Source organism: Sphingomonas lenta (genome assembly GCF_002288825.1).
GTDB classification, from domain to species: Bacteria; Pseudomonadota; Alphaproteobacteria; order Sphingomonadales; family Sphingomonadaceae; genus Sphingomonas; species Sphingomonas lenta.
The window spans coordinates 402,278-418,679 of the sequence record NZ_NSLI01000004.1 but is presented as its reverse complement, the minus strand read 5'-3'; the positions used below and the strand labels follow the sequence as shown (position 1 = coordinate 418,679).

Genomic DNA, 16,402 nt, shown 5'->3' with positions numbered 1-16,402 from the left:
TCATCTCCCTCACTTCGTCGCGGCGGGCGTCGCGGGCGCGGGCGCCGCACCCCCGGCCACCGCGGCCGCCGGGACCACCTCCACGGGCAGGCCCAGGCTGTCAAGCTGCGGGCGCACCTGCGCGGCGGAACCCACGACCACCCAGACGAAGCGGTTGGGATCGATCACGCGGCGCATCGCGTCGGCGAGCTGATCACGCGTGAACCCGCGATATTTCTGCGTGATCGTGGCGTAGTAGTTGTCCGGGCGCTTGTAGAGATCGTTCGACTGCATCGCGCCCAAGACCGCGTCCGACGTCTCGAAATTGCCGGACAGCGCCCGGATCGCGCCCGTGATCGCGCGGTCGAACTCCGCCTGCGTGATCGGCTTGGTCGACACGAAGTCGCGCACATCGGTGCGCAGCTCGGCGATCGACGGTCCCGTCTTGTCCGCCTGGACCGGCGCGGAGAGGACATAGGGCGCGGCGTACTCGGCCTGGTTGAACGACCCGCGCACGCCGTAGGACCAGCCCTTGGTCTCACGCAGGTTGGTGTTGACGCGGCTCAGGAAGCTGCCGCCCAGCGCGTCGTTCGCGGTCTGGTAGGCGAGCAGGTCCTGCGTGCCCCGCAACTGCGTCGGCAGGCCCGCGACGATCAGCGACTGCGGGCTGTCCGGCCGGTCGACCAGCACGATCTTCGGAGCCGATGGCTGCGACCGGCCGAAGCTCTTGGTCCCGGCCGCGCCGACCCCCCGCCAATCGCCGAAGCGCTGTTCGAGCAGCTGCGTGATCTCGGCCAGGGGACGGTCGGACACGACGAAGATCTTCGCCTTTTCCGGCCGGAGCCACGCCTGCTGGAACGCGACGAGGTCGGCGCGCGTCAGCGCCGCCACCGCCTTAGGATCACCCAGGCCCTGCGCCTTGGCGTAAGGGCTCTGGGGTCCGTAGAGGAGCGGCGGGAGCACGCGGCCGGCCAGCGCCTGCGGGCTGGTCAGCTCCTGCTGGATGCCCGCCAGCGCCTGGTTCTTCAAGCGCCCGAGCTCCTCCTCGCGGAACGCGGGATTGCGCACCACGTCGGCGAGCAACGCCATGCCCGGCTGCAGATTGGCGCTCGGCACCTCGAGCGAGAAGGTGGTGCGGTCGTTCGACCCGCCCGTGCCGATGCCCGCGCCCAGCCGCTCCTTGGCTTCGGCCAGCCGGATCGAGTCGAGGTTGGTGGTCCCGCCCTCGTCCATCACCGCCAGCGTCATGCCCTGCGTGCCGAGCTTGCCGGGCACGTCCGCTGCGACGCCTGCGTCGAAGCTCACCACGGCCTCCGTCACCGGTACGGCCGTGCGCTGCGCGTAGACGACCTCGATGCCGTTCCCGAGGCGTGTGCGCTGCACGGCGGGGAAGTTGAGCCCGGCGACCTCGCCCACCGGCGGCAGCGGCCCGCGCGTACCCTGGAACGGCGTATCGGGCGCGGCCTTCACCGGGTCGGCGGCGGCGCGCTTGGCCTCCTCATAAGCCGGACGCTTCCCCGGCACGACGTTGAGCGCGTAGACGGGCCGGGTCAGCCATTTCCGCATCGCCGCGCGCACGCTCTCGGGCGTCTGGCGGCTCAGCGCCTGCAGCCTCCTCTTGTAGAAGCCCGGATCGTTCGAGTAGAGCGCGCCTTCGGCGAGCGCGACCGCCTTGCCGCCGAAACCGCCGACCGACTCCAGCCCGTCGATGCGGCCGGCGACCGTGGTGGTGACGAAGCGGTTCACCTCGTCGGCGGTCGGTCCGGTCCGGATGAAGTCGGCCAGAATCTCGTCCAGCCGCTTCTCCACGACGGCCGCGTCGACGCCGGGACGCACCACCGTTTGGATCGTGAACTGGCCCAGCTGCGCGAAGTCGGCGTTGTTCGCGCCCACCTGCACCGCCAGCTTCTCGCGGCGCACCAGCGCGTTGTCGAGCCGCGACGACGACAGGCCGCCCAGCACGCCCGCCGCCACCTCCAGCGCCGCCGAGTCCTCGTCGTTGAGGCCCGGCACCACCCAGCTGCGCAGCAGCAGGGTCGCGGCGACATTGTCCTGCATCACGTCCTTCTTGGGCGCGGGCAGCGTCGGGATGGGCGCGGGCGGCGCTTTGGACTCCGGCCCCCGCTTGATCGCGCCGAAATATTCCTCGACCAGCGGCCGGGCGGTCGCGAGGTCGATGTCGCCCGCCAGCACGAGCACCGCGTTGTTCGGGCCGTAATGGTCGCGGAACCAGTCCTTCACCGTGTCCAGCGATGCGGCGTCCAGGTCCGCCATCGACCCGATCGTGGAGTGGCCATAGGGGTGGCCGGCCGGGAACAGCCCTTCCAGCAGCTTATACTGGACGAGGCCGTAGGGATTGTTGTCGTTCTGCCGCTTCTCGTTCTGGACGACGCCGCGCTGCTCGTCGAGCTTCGCCTGCGTCACCGCGCCGAGCAGATAGCCCATGCGGTCGGACTCGAGGAACAAGGCGCGCTCCAGCGCCGCGGTCGGCACCGTTTGGAAATAATTGGTGCGGTCGAAATAGGTGGTGCCGTTGTAATCGGTCGCGCCCACCTCCTTCAGCGGCTCGAAGAACTCGCCCGGCGCGTTCTCCGACCCGTTGAACATCAGGTGCTCGAACAGGTGCGCGAAGCCCGTCTTGCCCTTGGGCTCGTGCTTGGAGCCGACATCGTACCACACGGACACCGCGACCACGGGCGCCTTGCGGTCTTCGTGCACGACGACGCGGAGACCATTCGGGAGCGTGAACTGCCGGTAGGGGATGTCCACCTGACGGACGAGCTGCGAGACGGGCACCGCCGGCGCGATCGCCGCTTGCGGGGATGGAGGCGGGTTCTGGGCCGTCTGCGCGTAGGCGGGCGCGTGGAGCGCGACGAAAGGGACGCCCGCGAGCGCCAAGGTCTTGATCTGCATAGGTTCGGGCGACCCTCTCTCCAAATGTCGGCCGATCTATAGGAGTGTCTTGCCCAAGTGCAACGCCCTGATTCTCCCCCGCATCTGCGATGCGGGGGAGGAACGAGTCACGGCCGGTACACCCGCTCCACATTCCCCCGCAGCATGCGCGGGTGGAACAGCACCGGCTTGGTCCGCTTCGCCGCGAACAGCGAAGCCTGGTCGGCGTAGTGTGGACTGTCCGGCCGCGTGGTCGCTGCACCGAAGGGCTGGATCGAGCGCGACCGCACCCTTCCCTCGCGGTCCCACGCCATGAACATTAGAAAGCTGTCGCCGTGCCGGACCGCGAGCCGCCCGTCGTCCGCCTCGTCCCACAGCGCCATCGCGCGCAGCACGTCCGGCCCGCCGTCGAGCGGCAGGTCGACCCCGCCCTGCCGCAATCGCAGCACCTCGCCCAGCGGCGGATCGAGCCGCCCGAAATGCTTGCCGAGGTAATCCGCCGAGACCTTCAGCGCCTCCGCCGGGTCGGTCGGCGCGCGCCTGCGGTAATGCCACTTGTTCCCCTCGCGCAGCACTAGCGCCGCGAGCGCGTCGGCGGGGCCTCGCCCGTCGAAGTTCCAGTCCCAGCGCGCCAGCACCGGCTTCGCATCGTCGTTCCCCGGCGCGCGGAGCACCCGGTCGAACCAGCGCGCCGCCCAGCTCCGCTGCGACACGCCCGTGTCGTACTTGATCCGCTCAATGTCGGATTGCGAGATCGAGCGGTCCGCCTCCAAAAGCTCGACCGCGCGCGTTCCCCGGTTGGTCGCGTCCGTCTCTACGCCGAGCAGCGGCGGCTGGGGCAGCAACTCCGATCCGCGTCCCGCCGCGAGGTAGGGCGAGTTGTTGGCGTTCTGGAGGAAGCCCGACGGAGGATCGACGTTCTTCGGCACGGCCGCCCAGCCGAGATGGCCGGGCTCGAACGCCCGGCTCGTATCGCCCGGCAGCACTTTGCCGTAGTCGAAACCAGCTTTCCGCCGCGGGAACATCGCGTTGTACACCATCGCGATCCGCCCGGTGCGGTCGGCGTAGATGAAGTTGGTCGCCGCCACGCCGTTGATCGCCATGGCGCGGTTCCACTCGTCCCAGCTCCGCGCGCGGTTGATGCGGTAGTACTGCTCCAGCATCCGGAGCTGGTCGGCGCCTGCGTAGCGGATCGCGAAATCGCCCTTGTCGCCCCGCATCACCGGCCCTTGCACCGCCCGATATATGGTGCGCGGCACGGGCAGCGTGAACGGACCGAACAGCTTGACGGGCAGCCACACGCGCCGCTTCTCAAGCGGCCGCATGCGCCCGTCATAGCGGTAGGCGTCGCCTTGCGTGGCGAGCCGGTACACGTCGATCAGGTCCGGCCGGTTGACCGTGTTGGTCCACCCCAGAAACTCGTTGTGCCCCAAAAACGGGTAGGGCGATCCCGGAAAGGTCGCGCCCGCGAAATTCCAGCCCTCGCCCGAATGCACCACCAGCTCGTACCAGGCGACGCCGCCGCGCCAGGGCTGGTGCGAGTTGCTGACCAGCCGCGTCCACCCGTCCGCCGACCGGCGGGGCGCGACCGCGAAGGCGTTGGACCCGTTCTCGCTGACCGCTTGCCCGACGGGCGCGCCATCCTGCCCCTGCGGCCGCTCGGCCGGGATCGGCTCGTCGCCCGCCAGCGCGCCCAACAAGGCGTCGAGCCCGAAAAAGAAGGGCAGCCGTACCACGAATCCCGCCGCCACGTCCTCGCCGTTGACGGGGAACAACCGAGGCAGCCGGATCTCGCGGGCGTGCCGCTCGGCGTAGCGGTTCAGCCCCGACGCGTAGCCGTCGAGCAGCGCCCGCACGTCCGCCGGCAGCTTCGGGTAGTCCCGCCGCACCGTGTCGCGCGCGCCGAGCAGGTGCGCGGCGTAGTCGACCGCGGCCCCGTCCTTACCCGTGATCGCGCCCAGCCGCCCGCGCGTCATCGCGAGCACCTCCTGCAACGTCGAGAAGTCGTCCTCCGCATGCGCGTAGGCGACGCCGTACGCCACGTCGGCGTCCGTCCGCCCGAAGATGTGCGGCACCCCGAACCGGTCGCGCGCGATCACCGCGTCGTACGCCCGCACGGGCGGCGGCGCGGCGCGCGTGGCGGCGAGCGGTTCCCAGACGGCGAGCGCGAGCGCGACGACGACCAGCAAGGCGGCCAGCCCCCATGCCAAGCGACGGATCAATCGGCCCTCCCCTGATTTATGGGGCTGTCCTACAGGATCGGGCCGTGCTTGCTAGCGGATCATGCGTCTCTCATCTTCGCCGCCCCCTTTCCTTTCCTCGGACGCCGGGCCGCGCGCTCGGCTTATGTGGCGCACCGGCACTTTCGGGCGGGGTGCTTTCAGCCGGCACGTAGCGCGAAGTTTGTGAACTTCCGACCCTTGTGTTGCCCGGATAACACACCACCTGAGGCGTAAGGACAACAGGGATCTCCATGAACCTCGAACGATTCACCGACCGCGCCAAGGGCTTCCTCCAATCGGCGCAGACCGTCGCGATCCGCATGAACCACCAGCGGATTTCGCCGGAGCATATCCTGAAAGCGCTGCTCGAGGACGAGCAGGGCATGGCCGCGGGCCTGATCGGGGCCGCGGGCGGCGACGCCAAGCGCGCGACCGCCGAGACCGACGCCGCGCTCGCCAAGCTGCCGGCCGTCAGCGGTTCGGGCGCGCAGACGCCACCCGGCCTCGACAACGACGCCGTGCGCGTGCTCGACCAGGCGGAGCAGGTCGCGCAAAAGGCGGGCGACAGCTACGTCACCGTCGAGCGCATGCTGCTGGCGCTGACGCTCGCGACCACCACCGCCGCCGGCAAGGCGCTCGCGGCCGCGGGCGTGAAGGCCGACGCGCTCAACGGCGCGATCAACCAGCTTCGCGGCGGCCGCACCGCCGACACCGCGTCCGCCGAGGACCGCTACGACGCGCTCAAGAAGTTCGCCCGCGACCTGACCGAGGCCGCGCGCGACGGCAAGCTCGATCCCGTGATCGGCCGCGACGAGGAGATCCGCCGCACCATCCAGGTGCTCGCGCGCCGCACCAAGAACAATCCCGTCCTCATCGGCGAGCCCGGCGTCGGCAAGACCGCCATCGCCGAGGGCCTCGCGCTGCGGATCGCCAACGGCGACGTGCCCGACGGCCTCAAGGACAAGACGCTGATGGCGCTCGACATGGGCTCGCTCATCGCCGGCGCGAAGTACCGCGGCGAGTTCGAGGAGCGGCTGAAGGGCGTCGTCGACGAGGTGAAGGCCGCCGAGGGCCAGATCATCCTGTTCATCGACGAAATGCACACGCTGATCGGCGCGGGGAAGTCGGAGGGCGCGATGGACGCGTCCAACCTCTTGAAGCCTGCGCTCGCCCGCGGCGAGCTCCACTGCGTGGGTGCCACCACGCTCGACGAGTACAGGAAGCACGTCGAGAAGGATCCCGCGCTCCAGCGCCGCTTCCAGCCCGTGTTCGTCGGCGAGCCCACGGTCGAGGACACGATCTCGATCCTGCGCGGCCTCAAGGAGAAGTACGAGCTCCACCACGGCGTGCGCATCACCGACGGCGCGATCGTCTCGGCGACGACCTTGTCAAACCGCTACATCACCGACCGCTTCCTGCCCGACAAGGCGATCGACCTGATGGACGAGGCCGCGTCCCGCATCCGTATGGAGGTGGAGTCGAAGCCCGAGGAGATCGAGACGCTCGACCGCCGCATTATCCAGCTGAAGATCGAGCGCGAGGCGCTCAAGCGCGAGAACGACGCCGCCTCGCGCGAGCGGCTGGCGGCGCTGGAGGAGGACCTCGCCAACCTCGAACAGCAGTCGGCCGAGCTGACCGCACGCTGGCAGGCGGAGAAGGAGAAGATCGGCGCGGAAGCCAAGCTCAAGGAGCAGCTGGACCACGCACGAATCGAACTTGACCAGGCGCAGCGCGCGGGCGACCTCGCGCGCGCGGGCGAGCTCAGCTACGGCGTCATCCCGCAGCTCACCCGCCAGCTGGAGGAGGCGCAGGCGCAGACCGCCACCGCCATGCTCCGCGAGGAGGTGACCGCCGACGACATCGCCGCGGTGGTCAGCCGCTGGACGGGCGTCCCCGTCGACCGGATGCTGGAGGGCGAGCGCGAGAAGCTGCTCCGCATGGAAGAGGTGCTGGGCCGTCGCGTCATCGGCCAGGAGCACGCGGTCCGCGCCGTCTCCACCGCCGTCCGCCGCGCCCGCGCGGGGCTCCAGGACCCGAACCGCCCGCTGGGTTCGTTCCTGTTCCTAGGCCCGACCGGCGTCGGCAAGACGGAGCTGACCAAGGCTTTGGCCGAGTTCCTGTTCGACGACGCCAATGCGATGGTGCGCATCGACATGAGCGAGTTCATGGAGAAGCACGCCGTCGCCCGCCTGATGGGCGCGCCGCCCGGCTATGTCGGCTATGAGGAGGGCGGCGTGCTGACGGAGGCCGTCCGCCGCCGCCCCTATCAGGTCGTCCTCTTCGACGAGGTCGAAAAGGCGCACGGCGACGTGTTCAACGTGCTCTTGCAGGTGCTCGACGACGGTCGCCTCACCGACGGCCAGGGCCGCACGGTGGACTTCACCAACACGCTCATCATCCTGACCAGCAACCTGGGTTCGCAGTATCTCGCGAACCTGGGCGAGGGCGAGGACGTCGAGTCGGTCGAGCCGCAAGTCATGGAGGTCGTCCGCGCCCATTTCCGGCCGGAGTTCCTGAACCGCCTGGACGAGGTGATCCTGTTCCACCGACTGGGGCTCGCGCACATGGCCCCGATCGTCGACATCCAGGTCGGCCGCGTCGCCAAGCTCTTGGGCGACCGCAAGATCGCGCTGGAGCTGACCGACGCCGCCCGCGCCTGGCTCGGTCGCGTCGGCTACGACCCGGTGTACGGGGCGCGGCCGCTCAAGCGCGCGGTGCAGCGCCACCTCCAGGACCCGCTGGCGGAGATGCTGCTCCGCGGCGACGTCGGCGACGGCCGGACCGTCCGCGTCGACGAGGGCGAAGGCAAGTTGGCGCTCTCCGTCGCGTAATCGCCGAAAAAAAGGGGCCGCTCCCGCGAGGGAGCGGCCCCGATCATATCAGGCCGGAGCCGTCCGCTTAGAAGCGGAAGCGCACGCCCGCATAGTAGCGGCGGCCGAACACGTCGTAGGTGGCGGCGGCCGTGTCGGTGCCCGTCACGTTGAACGTCGTGCCGGACAGGATGTTCGGGGCATCATTGTCGAGCAGGTTGTCGACGCCGACGTAGAACTCGTACTGGTCCGCCGCCTTGAACGACGCCTGGCTGTCCAAGTAGAACTGCGCAGGGATCTTGATCGCGTTGCGGTCGAGATCGAGCGAGGCCAGCGTCTGGTCATCCTCGTTCGAGCGGCCGAAGTAGGTGCCGGTGAAGTTGATGTTGAAGCGCTCGCCCGTGTAGCCCACCGTCGCGGTGAAGCGGTCCTGAGGCGTCCCGACCTCGCCCGCGAAGACGTCCGGGGTCGAACCGGGCACGGGGATGACCTCGCCGTTGAACAGGTGCGTGTACGCGACGCGCATGTTGAACGCACCCGGCAGGCCGACGCCGTCCAGCGGGATCCGGTTGGTCAGCGTCACGTCCAGGCCCTCGGTCGAGAGCTCGCCGGCGTTGATCAGGAACGCGTCGATCAGCTCGATCGAGCCCGCGCTGTTGTTGCCGGTCGCGGTCGGGCGACGGCGGATGAACGAGCAGAGCTCCTGGTTGTTCTGGTTGTAGCACTGGTCCAGGACGAACTGCCGCGGCGGCGCGTTGATCGCGTCCTCGATCTCGATGTTGAAGTAGTCGACGCGGAGCACGACGTTGCGCAGGAAGTCGATCGAGCGCGGCGTGATCACGACGCTGCCCGTGTACGACTTCGACGTCTCCTCGCCCAGGTTCGGGTTGCCGCCGTTGAAGCCGCTGATGCCCTGAAGGTCGGGCTGCGTCAGCGCGAACGTGCCGTTGTTCGCGGCGATGTTGGCGAGCACGCCGGGCGAGGCGCGGCACACGTCGCCGCGCGTCCCGCCGCCGGTCGCCTGGACGCCGACGCACGGGTCCTGCAGGCCCGACGGGAAGGTCTGCGACGGACCGGTGAACAGTTCGCCGATGTTCGGTGCGCGGACCGACTGGGCGTACGTGCCCGAGAAGCGGATGTCCGGGATCGGCGCCCACTCGCCGCCCACGCTATAGGTGTAGACGGTGCCGACCGTGGAGTAGTCGGAGACGCGGCCGGCCGCGCGCAGGTTGAGCTGGCCGACGAACGACGTGTCCGCCAGGATCGGCACGTTCACCTCGCCGTAGAGCTCCTTCACGTCGAACTCGCCGGACGTGTCGGGGATGGCGTTGCCGGCGTTCAGGCCGGCGTTGGTGAGCGCGTCGTTGTTCTCGCGGCTCGTCTCCTTGCGGTACTCCGCGCCGACCGCCACGCCCAGCGGGCCGGCGGGCAGGTCGAACAGCACGCCCGACAGGTTGCCCTGGACGACCTGCTGCGTGATGCGGCTCTGCAGCGTCTGGTCGGCGGCGATGTAGCGCACCGCCGCAGGCGAGATGGAGTTCGCGCCGAAGATGTTGATCGGCACGCAGCCCTGCGCCCGCGCGATCGGGTCGGCGCACTGCGGTCCGTTGGGGCCGGGCACCGCGTTGAGCGCGTTGCGGAAGTTCAGGACGTTCACCTGGCCGTTCGAGATCTGCGACTCGTTGTTCCGGCCGTAGTTGTAGGTCAGGTCCCAATTGAACTTGTTGTCGAACAGGTCGCCCTCGAAGCCGACCACGAAACGGTAGAGGTTGCGCTCCGTCTCGCCGTTACGCGTGCCGAACTCGCTGATGCGGCGCGCGAAGCTGAAGTCGCGAAGCCCGTCGCCGTCGCCGTCGCGCGCCGCGTTGTAGATCGCGTCGGGAACGAACGGGTTGCGGACCAGCGTAGTGCCCACGCGCTGCTCGAGCGGGATCAGGCCGCTGACGGGGTTGATGCCGCCGATGCCGCCCGAGTCGAGCGGGAACGGCTCGATCTCACGGGCCGAGCTGGTGTTGTTGTACGTCGCCTCGCCGATGAAGCGGAGGCTGTCGCTGATGTCGTAGCGCGCCCTCGCGGCGAACAGGTAGCGCTCCACCGGCACCGCGATGGTGCGGAAGAACTGGCGGTTGAAGCCGCGCGCGGGGAGCGCGGTGCCGGCAGGCACGCCGCAGGCGGCCGCCTGTCCGGCCGAGATCGTTCCGCCGTTCGCGCTGAAGCCGCGCTCGAGCGCGCCGGTCGGGCCGAAGGTGAAGTTGCAGCCGCCGGCCGTGAAGCGGCCCTGCGGCGCGAAGCCGGAGAAGAAGGGCTGCGTGGGCACGCCGTAGTCGGCCGGATCGCCGGTGAGGTTGAACGCGGTGTCGAGATCGTCGACCAGCGTGTTCCGGCGCTGACGCGAGAGCAGGCCGTCCTCGCGGGTATAGCCGACGTGCACCATGATGTTGCCGCGGTCGTCGGCCGAGTTCGCACCCACCGTGACGTTCGCCTGGTAGCGGCGGTCGTCGCCGCGCTCGGTGATGCCGTACTGGGCGTTGGCGTCGACGCCCTCGAAATCATCCTTGTAGATGAAGTTCACCACGCCCGCGACGGCGTCCGAGCCGTACAGCGACGACGCGCCGCCCGTCAGCGTGTCGATGCGCTGGATGAACTGCTGGGGGATGATGTTGAGGTCCACGGTCGCCGAGCCGGGCAGGCCCGCGACGACGCGGCGGCCGTTGATCAGCACCAGCGTGCGGTCGGAGCCCAGGTTGCGCAGGCTGACGGTGGCCACGCCCGCCCCCGACGTCAGGAAGGCGGTGTTGGTGCGGCTGAGCCCCGGGGTGAACGCCGGGTTCTCGATCAGCAGCTCCTGGACGTTGGTGACGCCCGCTTGGTCGATCTGGACGTCGCTGACCACCTGCACGGGCGCGACGGCCGTGATGGTCGGCGACACGATGCGCGAGCCGGTGACGACGACGTCCTCGCCCTGCCCCGTGCTGGTCGCCTGGCCCGCCGCGGCGCGGGCCTCGTCCGTCTGGCCCGGGACCGTCTGGTCCTGGCTCGACTGAGCGCCGACGGTGTCCTCCTGCTGCGCGCTCGCCGGCGAAGCGAGAAGCGCGAGGCCGATCGCGAACGGCGCGGCGCTCGCCAGGATTTGGAGCTTCCGGGAGTAGGTCACTAGCTGGTCCTTATGCTGAATCGTTCCGGCGGGGCCGCGCGTCCGAGCCTTTGCGGCTTCATCACGCGGCGACGCACCACCCCCCTTTCGGAGATGCGGCCGCTGATGCATGATCCTGAAGAAGCGTGTAAACCACGCATTAAGCGCCGCCGGAGCTTTGCGGTCGGCCTGTCGCCTTATTGCAACACTGCTGACGTTTGCGAGGGACCGCCGGCGTCGGCATCGGGAGGGTTCGGAGGATGAAATACGTGATCGGGGCGCTCGCGCTCGCCGCCGCGGGCGGGGCCGCCGCGCAGTCGACCGAGCGGCCGGCGCTCCTGTCCCGGCTGGTCGACTGCCGAAAGCTCACCGCCGACGCGGAGCGGCTCCGCTGCTACGACGCCCAGGTCTCGGCGTTGGACGAGGCGGAGCGCAAGCGGGAAGTGGTGGTGGTCGACCGCGCCCAGGTGCGCGAGGCGCGCCGCAGCCTGTTCGGGCTGACGCTCCCGAAAATCCGCCTGTTCGGCGACCGCGACGACGGACCGGAGGAGCCCGAGTTCGCGCAGATCGAGACCACGCTCAAGGACGCGGCGCAAGCGGGCGGGCGCTGGCGGTTCACGCTCGCCGACGGGGCGAACTGGGTCCAGACCGACAGCGAGGAGCTCGCCCGCACGCCGCGGCCCGGCCAGGCGATCCGCATCCGCAAGGGCGCTCTCGGCAGCTTCCTCGCCAATGTCGAGCGCCAGCCCGCTATCCGCGTGAAGCGGGTGAACTAACGCGGCATCGGCCCCGCGACGAGCAGCGGGTCGAGCCGCGCGTCGCGCCAGCGCAGGCCCCAGTGGAGGTGCGGCCCCGTCGCGCGGCCGCTCCTGCCGACCTCGCCCACCAGTTGGCCCGCCTCGACGCGCTGCCCTTCGCGCACGTGGATGCGCGACAGGTGGAGGAAGGCGCTCGACAGCCCGCCGCCGTGATCGATCAGGAGGAGATTGCCCTCCAGCGTGAAAGGCCGCGCGGGATCGGCGGCGAGCACCACGACGCCGCCCGCGGGTGCGACCACCGGCGCGCCCGTCGGCAGCGCCACGTCCACGCCCGAATGGTAGGAGCCGGGCACGCCCTGGTAGACGCGCTGCGACCCGAACAGGCCGGACACGCGCCCCGTCGCCGGCCAGCGGAACCGCTCGCGCCAGCCCGTCGCCTCCGTCCGCGCGGCGCGCGCGGCGGCGATGCGTTGGAGCTCGCCCGGCCTGACCGCCTCGAACTCGGCGCTCGTGCGGCCGGCGCGTAACGGCGCGTCCACGCGCTCGATCCGCCATGCGCGCGGGGCGACGACGACCGGCCGGCGCAGCTCGCGCCCGTCCGCGAAGCGCGCGACGAGTTCGGCGTTCGCGGGCGCATCGCGGTCGAACCCGACGAGGAACCGTCCCCGGTCGAGCGTGACGGAGACGTCCGCCGCGCCCGGCGTGCGCAGCACCGCCGACACCGCGCCCGCGGGCGCTTCGCCCGTCACGAGGCCGCCCTGTGTGGGCACGCCCTCCAATCGGAAATCGTCAGCGGGCGCGGCGAGCAGCGCCAGCGCGAGGAACGTCCTCACTTGGGCGCCAGCGCCTCGCTCGCCACCTGCGCGGTGGCGTAGGCCTCCTGGCGCGCCACGCTCCAGTAGCGCAGGTCGTTCAACGGCACGCGCGCGCCCGTCGCCGCGCAGACGACGTGGTCGCCCGGCGCCAGCACGCGGAAGCCGTTGGCCATGTAGTGGAGCCGCGCGGGGCGGTCGGTGTTCGACATCAGCATGGGACGCGGTCCGTGAGGTCAGAGCAGCGAAGGCTGCTCGGGTTTCTTGTCAGGATAGGCACGGCCGCCGCCCCGCTCAACCTTGGCGTCGACCGAACCGTCGGCGAAGTGGATCGTCACCGCGCCCGCGCCCTTGGCGGCGGCGGCGGACAGCAGCGTGTCCCCCGCCCTCCCCGTCACGCGCGCATAGCCGCGCTCGAGCACCTTGTTGGGATTGAGCGAGTCTACCAGCCGCCAAATGCTCTCCAGCTGTTCGCGCGCGCGCGCGAGCTCGCGTTGCAGCACCGCCGGGCGGAGCGCGCCGCCTAAGCGGTCGAGCTGGCCCCGCGCCTGCACCACGCGCCGCTCCAGCCCGCGGTCGAGCCGCGCCGACGCGTCGTCCACCCGCTGCCGCTGCGGCCCCAGAAGCTGGTCGCGCTTGGGCAGCACGCGCACCAGCGCGTCCAGCCGCTCCCGCCCGCGCTCGACGTAGCGACGGGCGCACCGCCCCGTACGCGCGGCGTGGCTCTCGATCTGGTAGCGCAGATCGGCCAGCACCGGCACCGCCAGCTCGGCCGCCGCGGTCGGCGTGGGCGCGCGTAGGTCGGCGGCGTGGTCGCACAAGGTCGTGTCAGTCTCGTGCCCCACCGCCGAGATGATCGGGATGGAGCAGTCGGCGACCGCGCGCACGACCACCTCCTCGTTGAACGACCACAAGTCCTCGATCGACCCGCCGCCGCGCGCGACGATCACCAGATCAGGGCGGGGCACCGGCCCGTCGGCGGGCATGGCGTCGAACCCCCGCACCGCGCTCGCCACCTCTTGCGCCGACCCCTCGCCCTGCACCTTGACGGGCCACACCACGACGTGCGTCGGGCAGCGGTCCTCCAGCCGGTGCAGGATGTCGCGGATCACCGCGCCCGTGGGCGAGGTCACCACCCCGATCACCCGTGGCATGAAAGGGAGCCGTACTTTACGCTCACGGTCGAACAGCCCCTCGCCCGCGAGCTTCTGCCGGAGCTTGTCGAGCAGCGCCATCAGCGCGCCCGCGCCCGCCAGCTCCATGCGCTCGATGACGATCTGGTACTTGGACCGGCCGGGATAGGTGGTCAGCTTTCCGGCGGCGACAACCTCGATCCCGTCCTGCGGCTGGAATTGCAGAAGATTGACCTGCCCCTTCCACATCACGCCGTCGATCACCGCGCCCTCGTCCTTGAGCGCGAGATAGGCGTGGCCCGACACCGCGCGCTTCCAACCGCTGATCTCGCCGCGCAGGCGCACGAAGCCGAACTCGTTCTCGACGACGCGCTTCAGCCTGCCCGCCAGCTCGGACACGGTGACGGCGAGCGCGTTGTCGCCGGGGACAGGCTCCGCTACCAGCCGGGGTGCATCGGGGGAGGAAGAGGCCATGAACGTCCTGCTGTTGGGCTCCGGGGGCCGCGAGCACGCGCTCGCCTGGAAACTGGCCCAGTCGCCGCTCCTCACTACCCTCTACGCCGCACCGGGCAACCCCGGCACCGCGCGCTCGGCCCAATTGGTGACGCTGGACGCCTCCGACCACCCCGCCGTCGTCGATTTCGCGCGCGGACACGACATCGGCTTGGTCGTGATCGGCCCCGAAGCCCCGCTCGTCGATGGCCTGGCCGACAGCTTGCGCGCGGCGGGCGTCTCCGTGTTCGGCCCGAGCAAGGCCGCCGCCCAGCTCGAAGGCTCCAAGGGCTTCACCAAGGACCTGTGCGCCCGCGCGGGCATCCCGACGGCCGGTTATCTCCGCGTGCGCTCGCGCGACGAGGCGGACGCGGCGATCACGACCACCTTCTCGCTGCCCGTCGTCATCAAGGCCGACGGGCTCGCCGCGGGCAAGGGCGTGACGATCGCCTACAGCCGCGAGGAGGCCGACGCCGCGCTCGACCGCCTGTTCGACGGCGGTGAGGCCGAGGCGGTGATCGAGGAGTTCCTGTCCGGCGAGGAGGCGAGCCTGTTCGTGCTGACCGACGGCGAGTTCTTCACCAGCTTCGGCACCGCGCAGGATCACAAGCGCGTCGGCGACGGCGACACCGGCCCCAATACCGGCGGCATGGGCGCCTACAGCCCCGCCGCCGTGCTCACCCCCGAGCTCGAGACGCGCGCCCTCGCCGAGATCGTCGCGCCCACGCTGGCGGCTCTCCGCGAGGCGGGTACGCCGTTCCAGGGCGTGCTCTACGCCGGGCTGATGCTGACCGCGACCGGCCCCAAGCTCATCGAGTACAACGCCCGCTTCGGCGATCCGGAGGCGGAGGTGGTGCTGCCCCGCTTTCAAGGCGACCTGCTGGAGGTGATGCTCGCGACCGCCGAGGGACGCCTCGCCGAACTCGGCCCCGCGCTCTTCTCGACCGACGCCGCGCTCACGGTGGTCGTCGCGGCGCAGGGCTATCCCGGCCAGCCCCGCACCGGCGGCGCGATCCGCGGGATCGACGAGGCGGAGGCGACGGGCGCGATCGTGTTCCAGGCGGGCACGCGCGAAGCGGACGGTTCGCTGGCCGCCAGCGGCGGCCGCGTCCTCGCCGTCACCGCGCTCGCCCCCACGGTCACGCAGGCCCAGGCCGCCGCCTACCGCGCCGTCGACCTTCTCGATTACCCCGACGGCTTCCACCGCCGCGACATCGGCTGGCGCGCGGTGGAACGCGAGCGCACCCCGCAGGATTGAACAGAGAACAGGTTCGAGAGGATCGCCGACCCATGTGGCTGCCCATCACCGCCGTCGCCGCCCCCGAGGTGGAGGGGACGCTGACCCCGCCCGGCACGGGCACGTTCACGACCATCCACTTCGTGCTGATCGCGCTGCTCGCCGCGGCGGCGCTGCTGATCCTGATCGTCGGTATCCGCAAGGCGCGCGCCAGGCGCGCGGCCGAGCGCCGCGTGCAGGAGGAGGCAGCGGAAGCCGGGGTGCCGCCCCCGCCGCCCGCGCCCGCCCCGACCGAGTTGCGCGACGCGCCAATCCCGCCCCAGTCGCTCGACCGCTCCACGATCGGGATCGCTCCTACCCCACCCGCGAACGACGACCTCGTCGCGCCGCAACCGGTCGGCCCCGCCCCGACCGAGCCCGTCGCCGACGAAGCCCCGCCCGCGCGGCCGATGCAGGACGAGCGCATCGCCGTGGGGTTCCCGCAAAGTAGTACTTTGCGGGGTGCCCTGACCGCCGCGCCCATGGACGCCAGCCCCGCCGCCGAGGCCGAGCCCGCCCCGGCCCAGGCGGGCACCCCCTCCCCCGCCGACGGGCCGGTCACGCAGCTGAAAGGGCTCGGGCCGAAGGTCGCCGCACGGCTCGCCGAGCTGGGCATCACCACCGTGGGCCAGATCGCGGCGCTCGATGCTGACCAGGCGCAAGCGCTCGACGGCCGGCTCGGACCGTTCGCGGGGAGGCTGCACCGGGACCGGTGGATCGAACAGGCTAGGTTTCTCGCGGCGGGCGACCGCGCAGGCTTTGAGGCTGTTTTCGGCAAGCTGTGAGGCGCACAGCGCAGCTGTAAGCCGGTGCGTGCGAGCTCCGCTCGCCCGCACACAGCAGCCCGGCCGGCGCGGCTCCAGCCGCGACCGACGGCACGGGATTTACTCCCGTG

At 70.8% G+C, this 16,402-nt stretch carries 10 protein-coding genes; 4 read left to right on the top strand and 6 right to left on the bottom strand.

Features of this window, described 5'->3' with window-relative positions:
- Nucleotides 1–9 precede the first annotated feature (9 nt).
- Both CKY28_RS14235 and CKY28_RS14230 read right to left on the bottom strand, forming a co-directional pair.
- Nucleotides 10–2,892, bottom strand: a complete 2,883-nt coding sequence (locus CKY28_RS14235) for a M16 family metallopeptidase (RefSeq protein ID WP_095999018.1) — start codon at nt 2,890–2,892, stop codon at nt 10–12.
- 107 nt (nt 2,893–2,999) lie between these two features.
- Nucleotides 3,000–5,093 (bottom strand): penicillin acylase family protein, encoded by a 2,094-nt coding sequence (locus tag CKY28_RS14230; RefSeq protein WP_095999017.1) that lies wholly within the window; start codon nt 5,091–5,093, stop codon nt 3,000–3,002.
- A gap of 251 nt (nt 5,094–5,344) precedes the next feature.
- Here CKY28_RS14230 and clpB point away from each other — a divergent pair, with 251 nt between their 5' ends.
- On the top strand, nt 5,345–7,924 hold the full coding sequence (clpB, locus tag CKY28_RS14225; RefSeq protein WP_095999016.1) for an ATP-dependent chaperone ClpB: 2,580 nt from the start codon (nt 5,345–5,347) through the stop codon (nt 7,922–7,924).
- A gap of 67 nt (nt 7,925–7,991) precedes the next feature.
- Here clpB and CKY28_RS14220 read toward each other — a convergent pair whose 3' ends face one another.
- Entirely contained in the window at nt 7,992–11,057 is a 3,066-nt protein-coding gene (locus CKY28_RS14220; RefSeq protein ID WP_245841850.1) for a TonB-dependent receptor domain-containing protein, read from the bottom strand.
- A 239-nt stretch (nt 11,058–11,296) separates the two neighbouring features.
- Here CKY28_RS14220 and CKY28_RS14215 point away from each other — a divergent pair, with 239 nt between their 5' ends.
- Nucleotides 11,297–11,812, top strand: coding sequence for a hypothetical protein (locus CKY28_RS14215; protein WP_095999014.1), 516 nt, complete (start codon nt 11,297–11,299; stop codon nt 11,810–11,812).
- On the opposite strand, the gene CKY28_RS14210 is transcribed toward CKY28_RS14215, so the two are convergent.
- The 3 genes from CKY28_RS14210 to xseA are packed head-to-tail and all read right to left on the bottom strand — an operon-like array spanning nt 11,809 to nt 14,213.
- Nucleotides 11,809–12,627 (bottom strand): M23 family metallopeptidase, encoded by an 819-nt coding sequence (locus CKY28_RS14210; protein ID WP_095999013.1) that lies wholly within the window; start codon nt 12,625–12,627, stop codon nt 11,809–11,811. The two genes, CKY28_RS14215 and CKY28_RS14210, sit on opposite strands and share 4 nt — an antisense overlap.
- Nucleotides 12,624–12,824 carry a DUF2093 domain-containing protein gene (locus CKY28_RS14205; protein ID WP_095999012.1) on the bottom strand — a complete coding sequence of 67 codons (201 nt, stop codon included), beginning with the start codon at nt 12,822–12,824 and terminating at the stop codon, nt 12,624–12,626. Before CKY28_RS14205 ends, CKY28_RS14210 begins: the two co-directional genes overlap by 4 nt.
- Nucleotides 12,825–12,842: 18 nt before the next feature.
- Nucleotides 12,843–14,213 carry an exodeoxyribonuclease VII large subunit gene (gene xseA / locus CKY28_RS14200; protein WP_095999011.1) on the bottom strand — a complete coding sequence of 457 codons (1,371 nt, stop codon included), beginning with the start codon at nt 14,211–14,213 and terminating at the stop codon, nt 12,843–12,845.
- On the opposite strand from xseA, the gene purD reads away from it, so the two are divergent.
- Together purD and CKY28_RS14190 are read left to right on the top strand one after the other, a co-directional pair.
- A complete protein-coding gene (purD, locus tag CKY28_RS14195; RefSeq protein WP_095999010.1) occupies nt 14,212–15,489 on the top strand; it encodes a phosphoribosylamine--glycine ligase in 1,278 nt (425 codons plus the stop codon). The two genes, xseA and purD, sit on opposite strands and share 2 nt — an antisense overlap.
- A 32-nt stretch (nt 15,490–15,521) precedes the next feature.
- Entirely contained in the window at nt 15,522–16,292 is a 771-nt protein-coding gene (locus CKY28_RS14190) for a hypothetical protein (RefSeq protein WP_245841849.1), read from the top strand.
- The last annotated feature ends 110 nt before the right edge of the window (nt 16,293–16,402 follow it).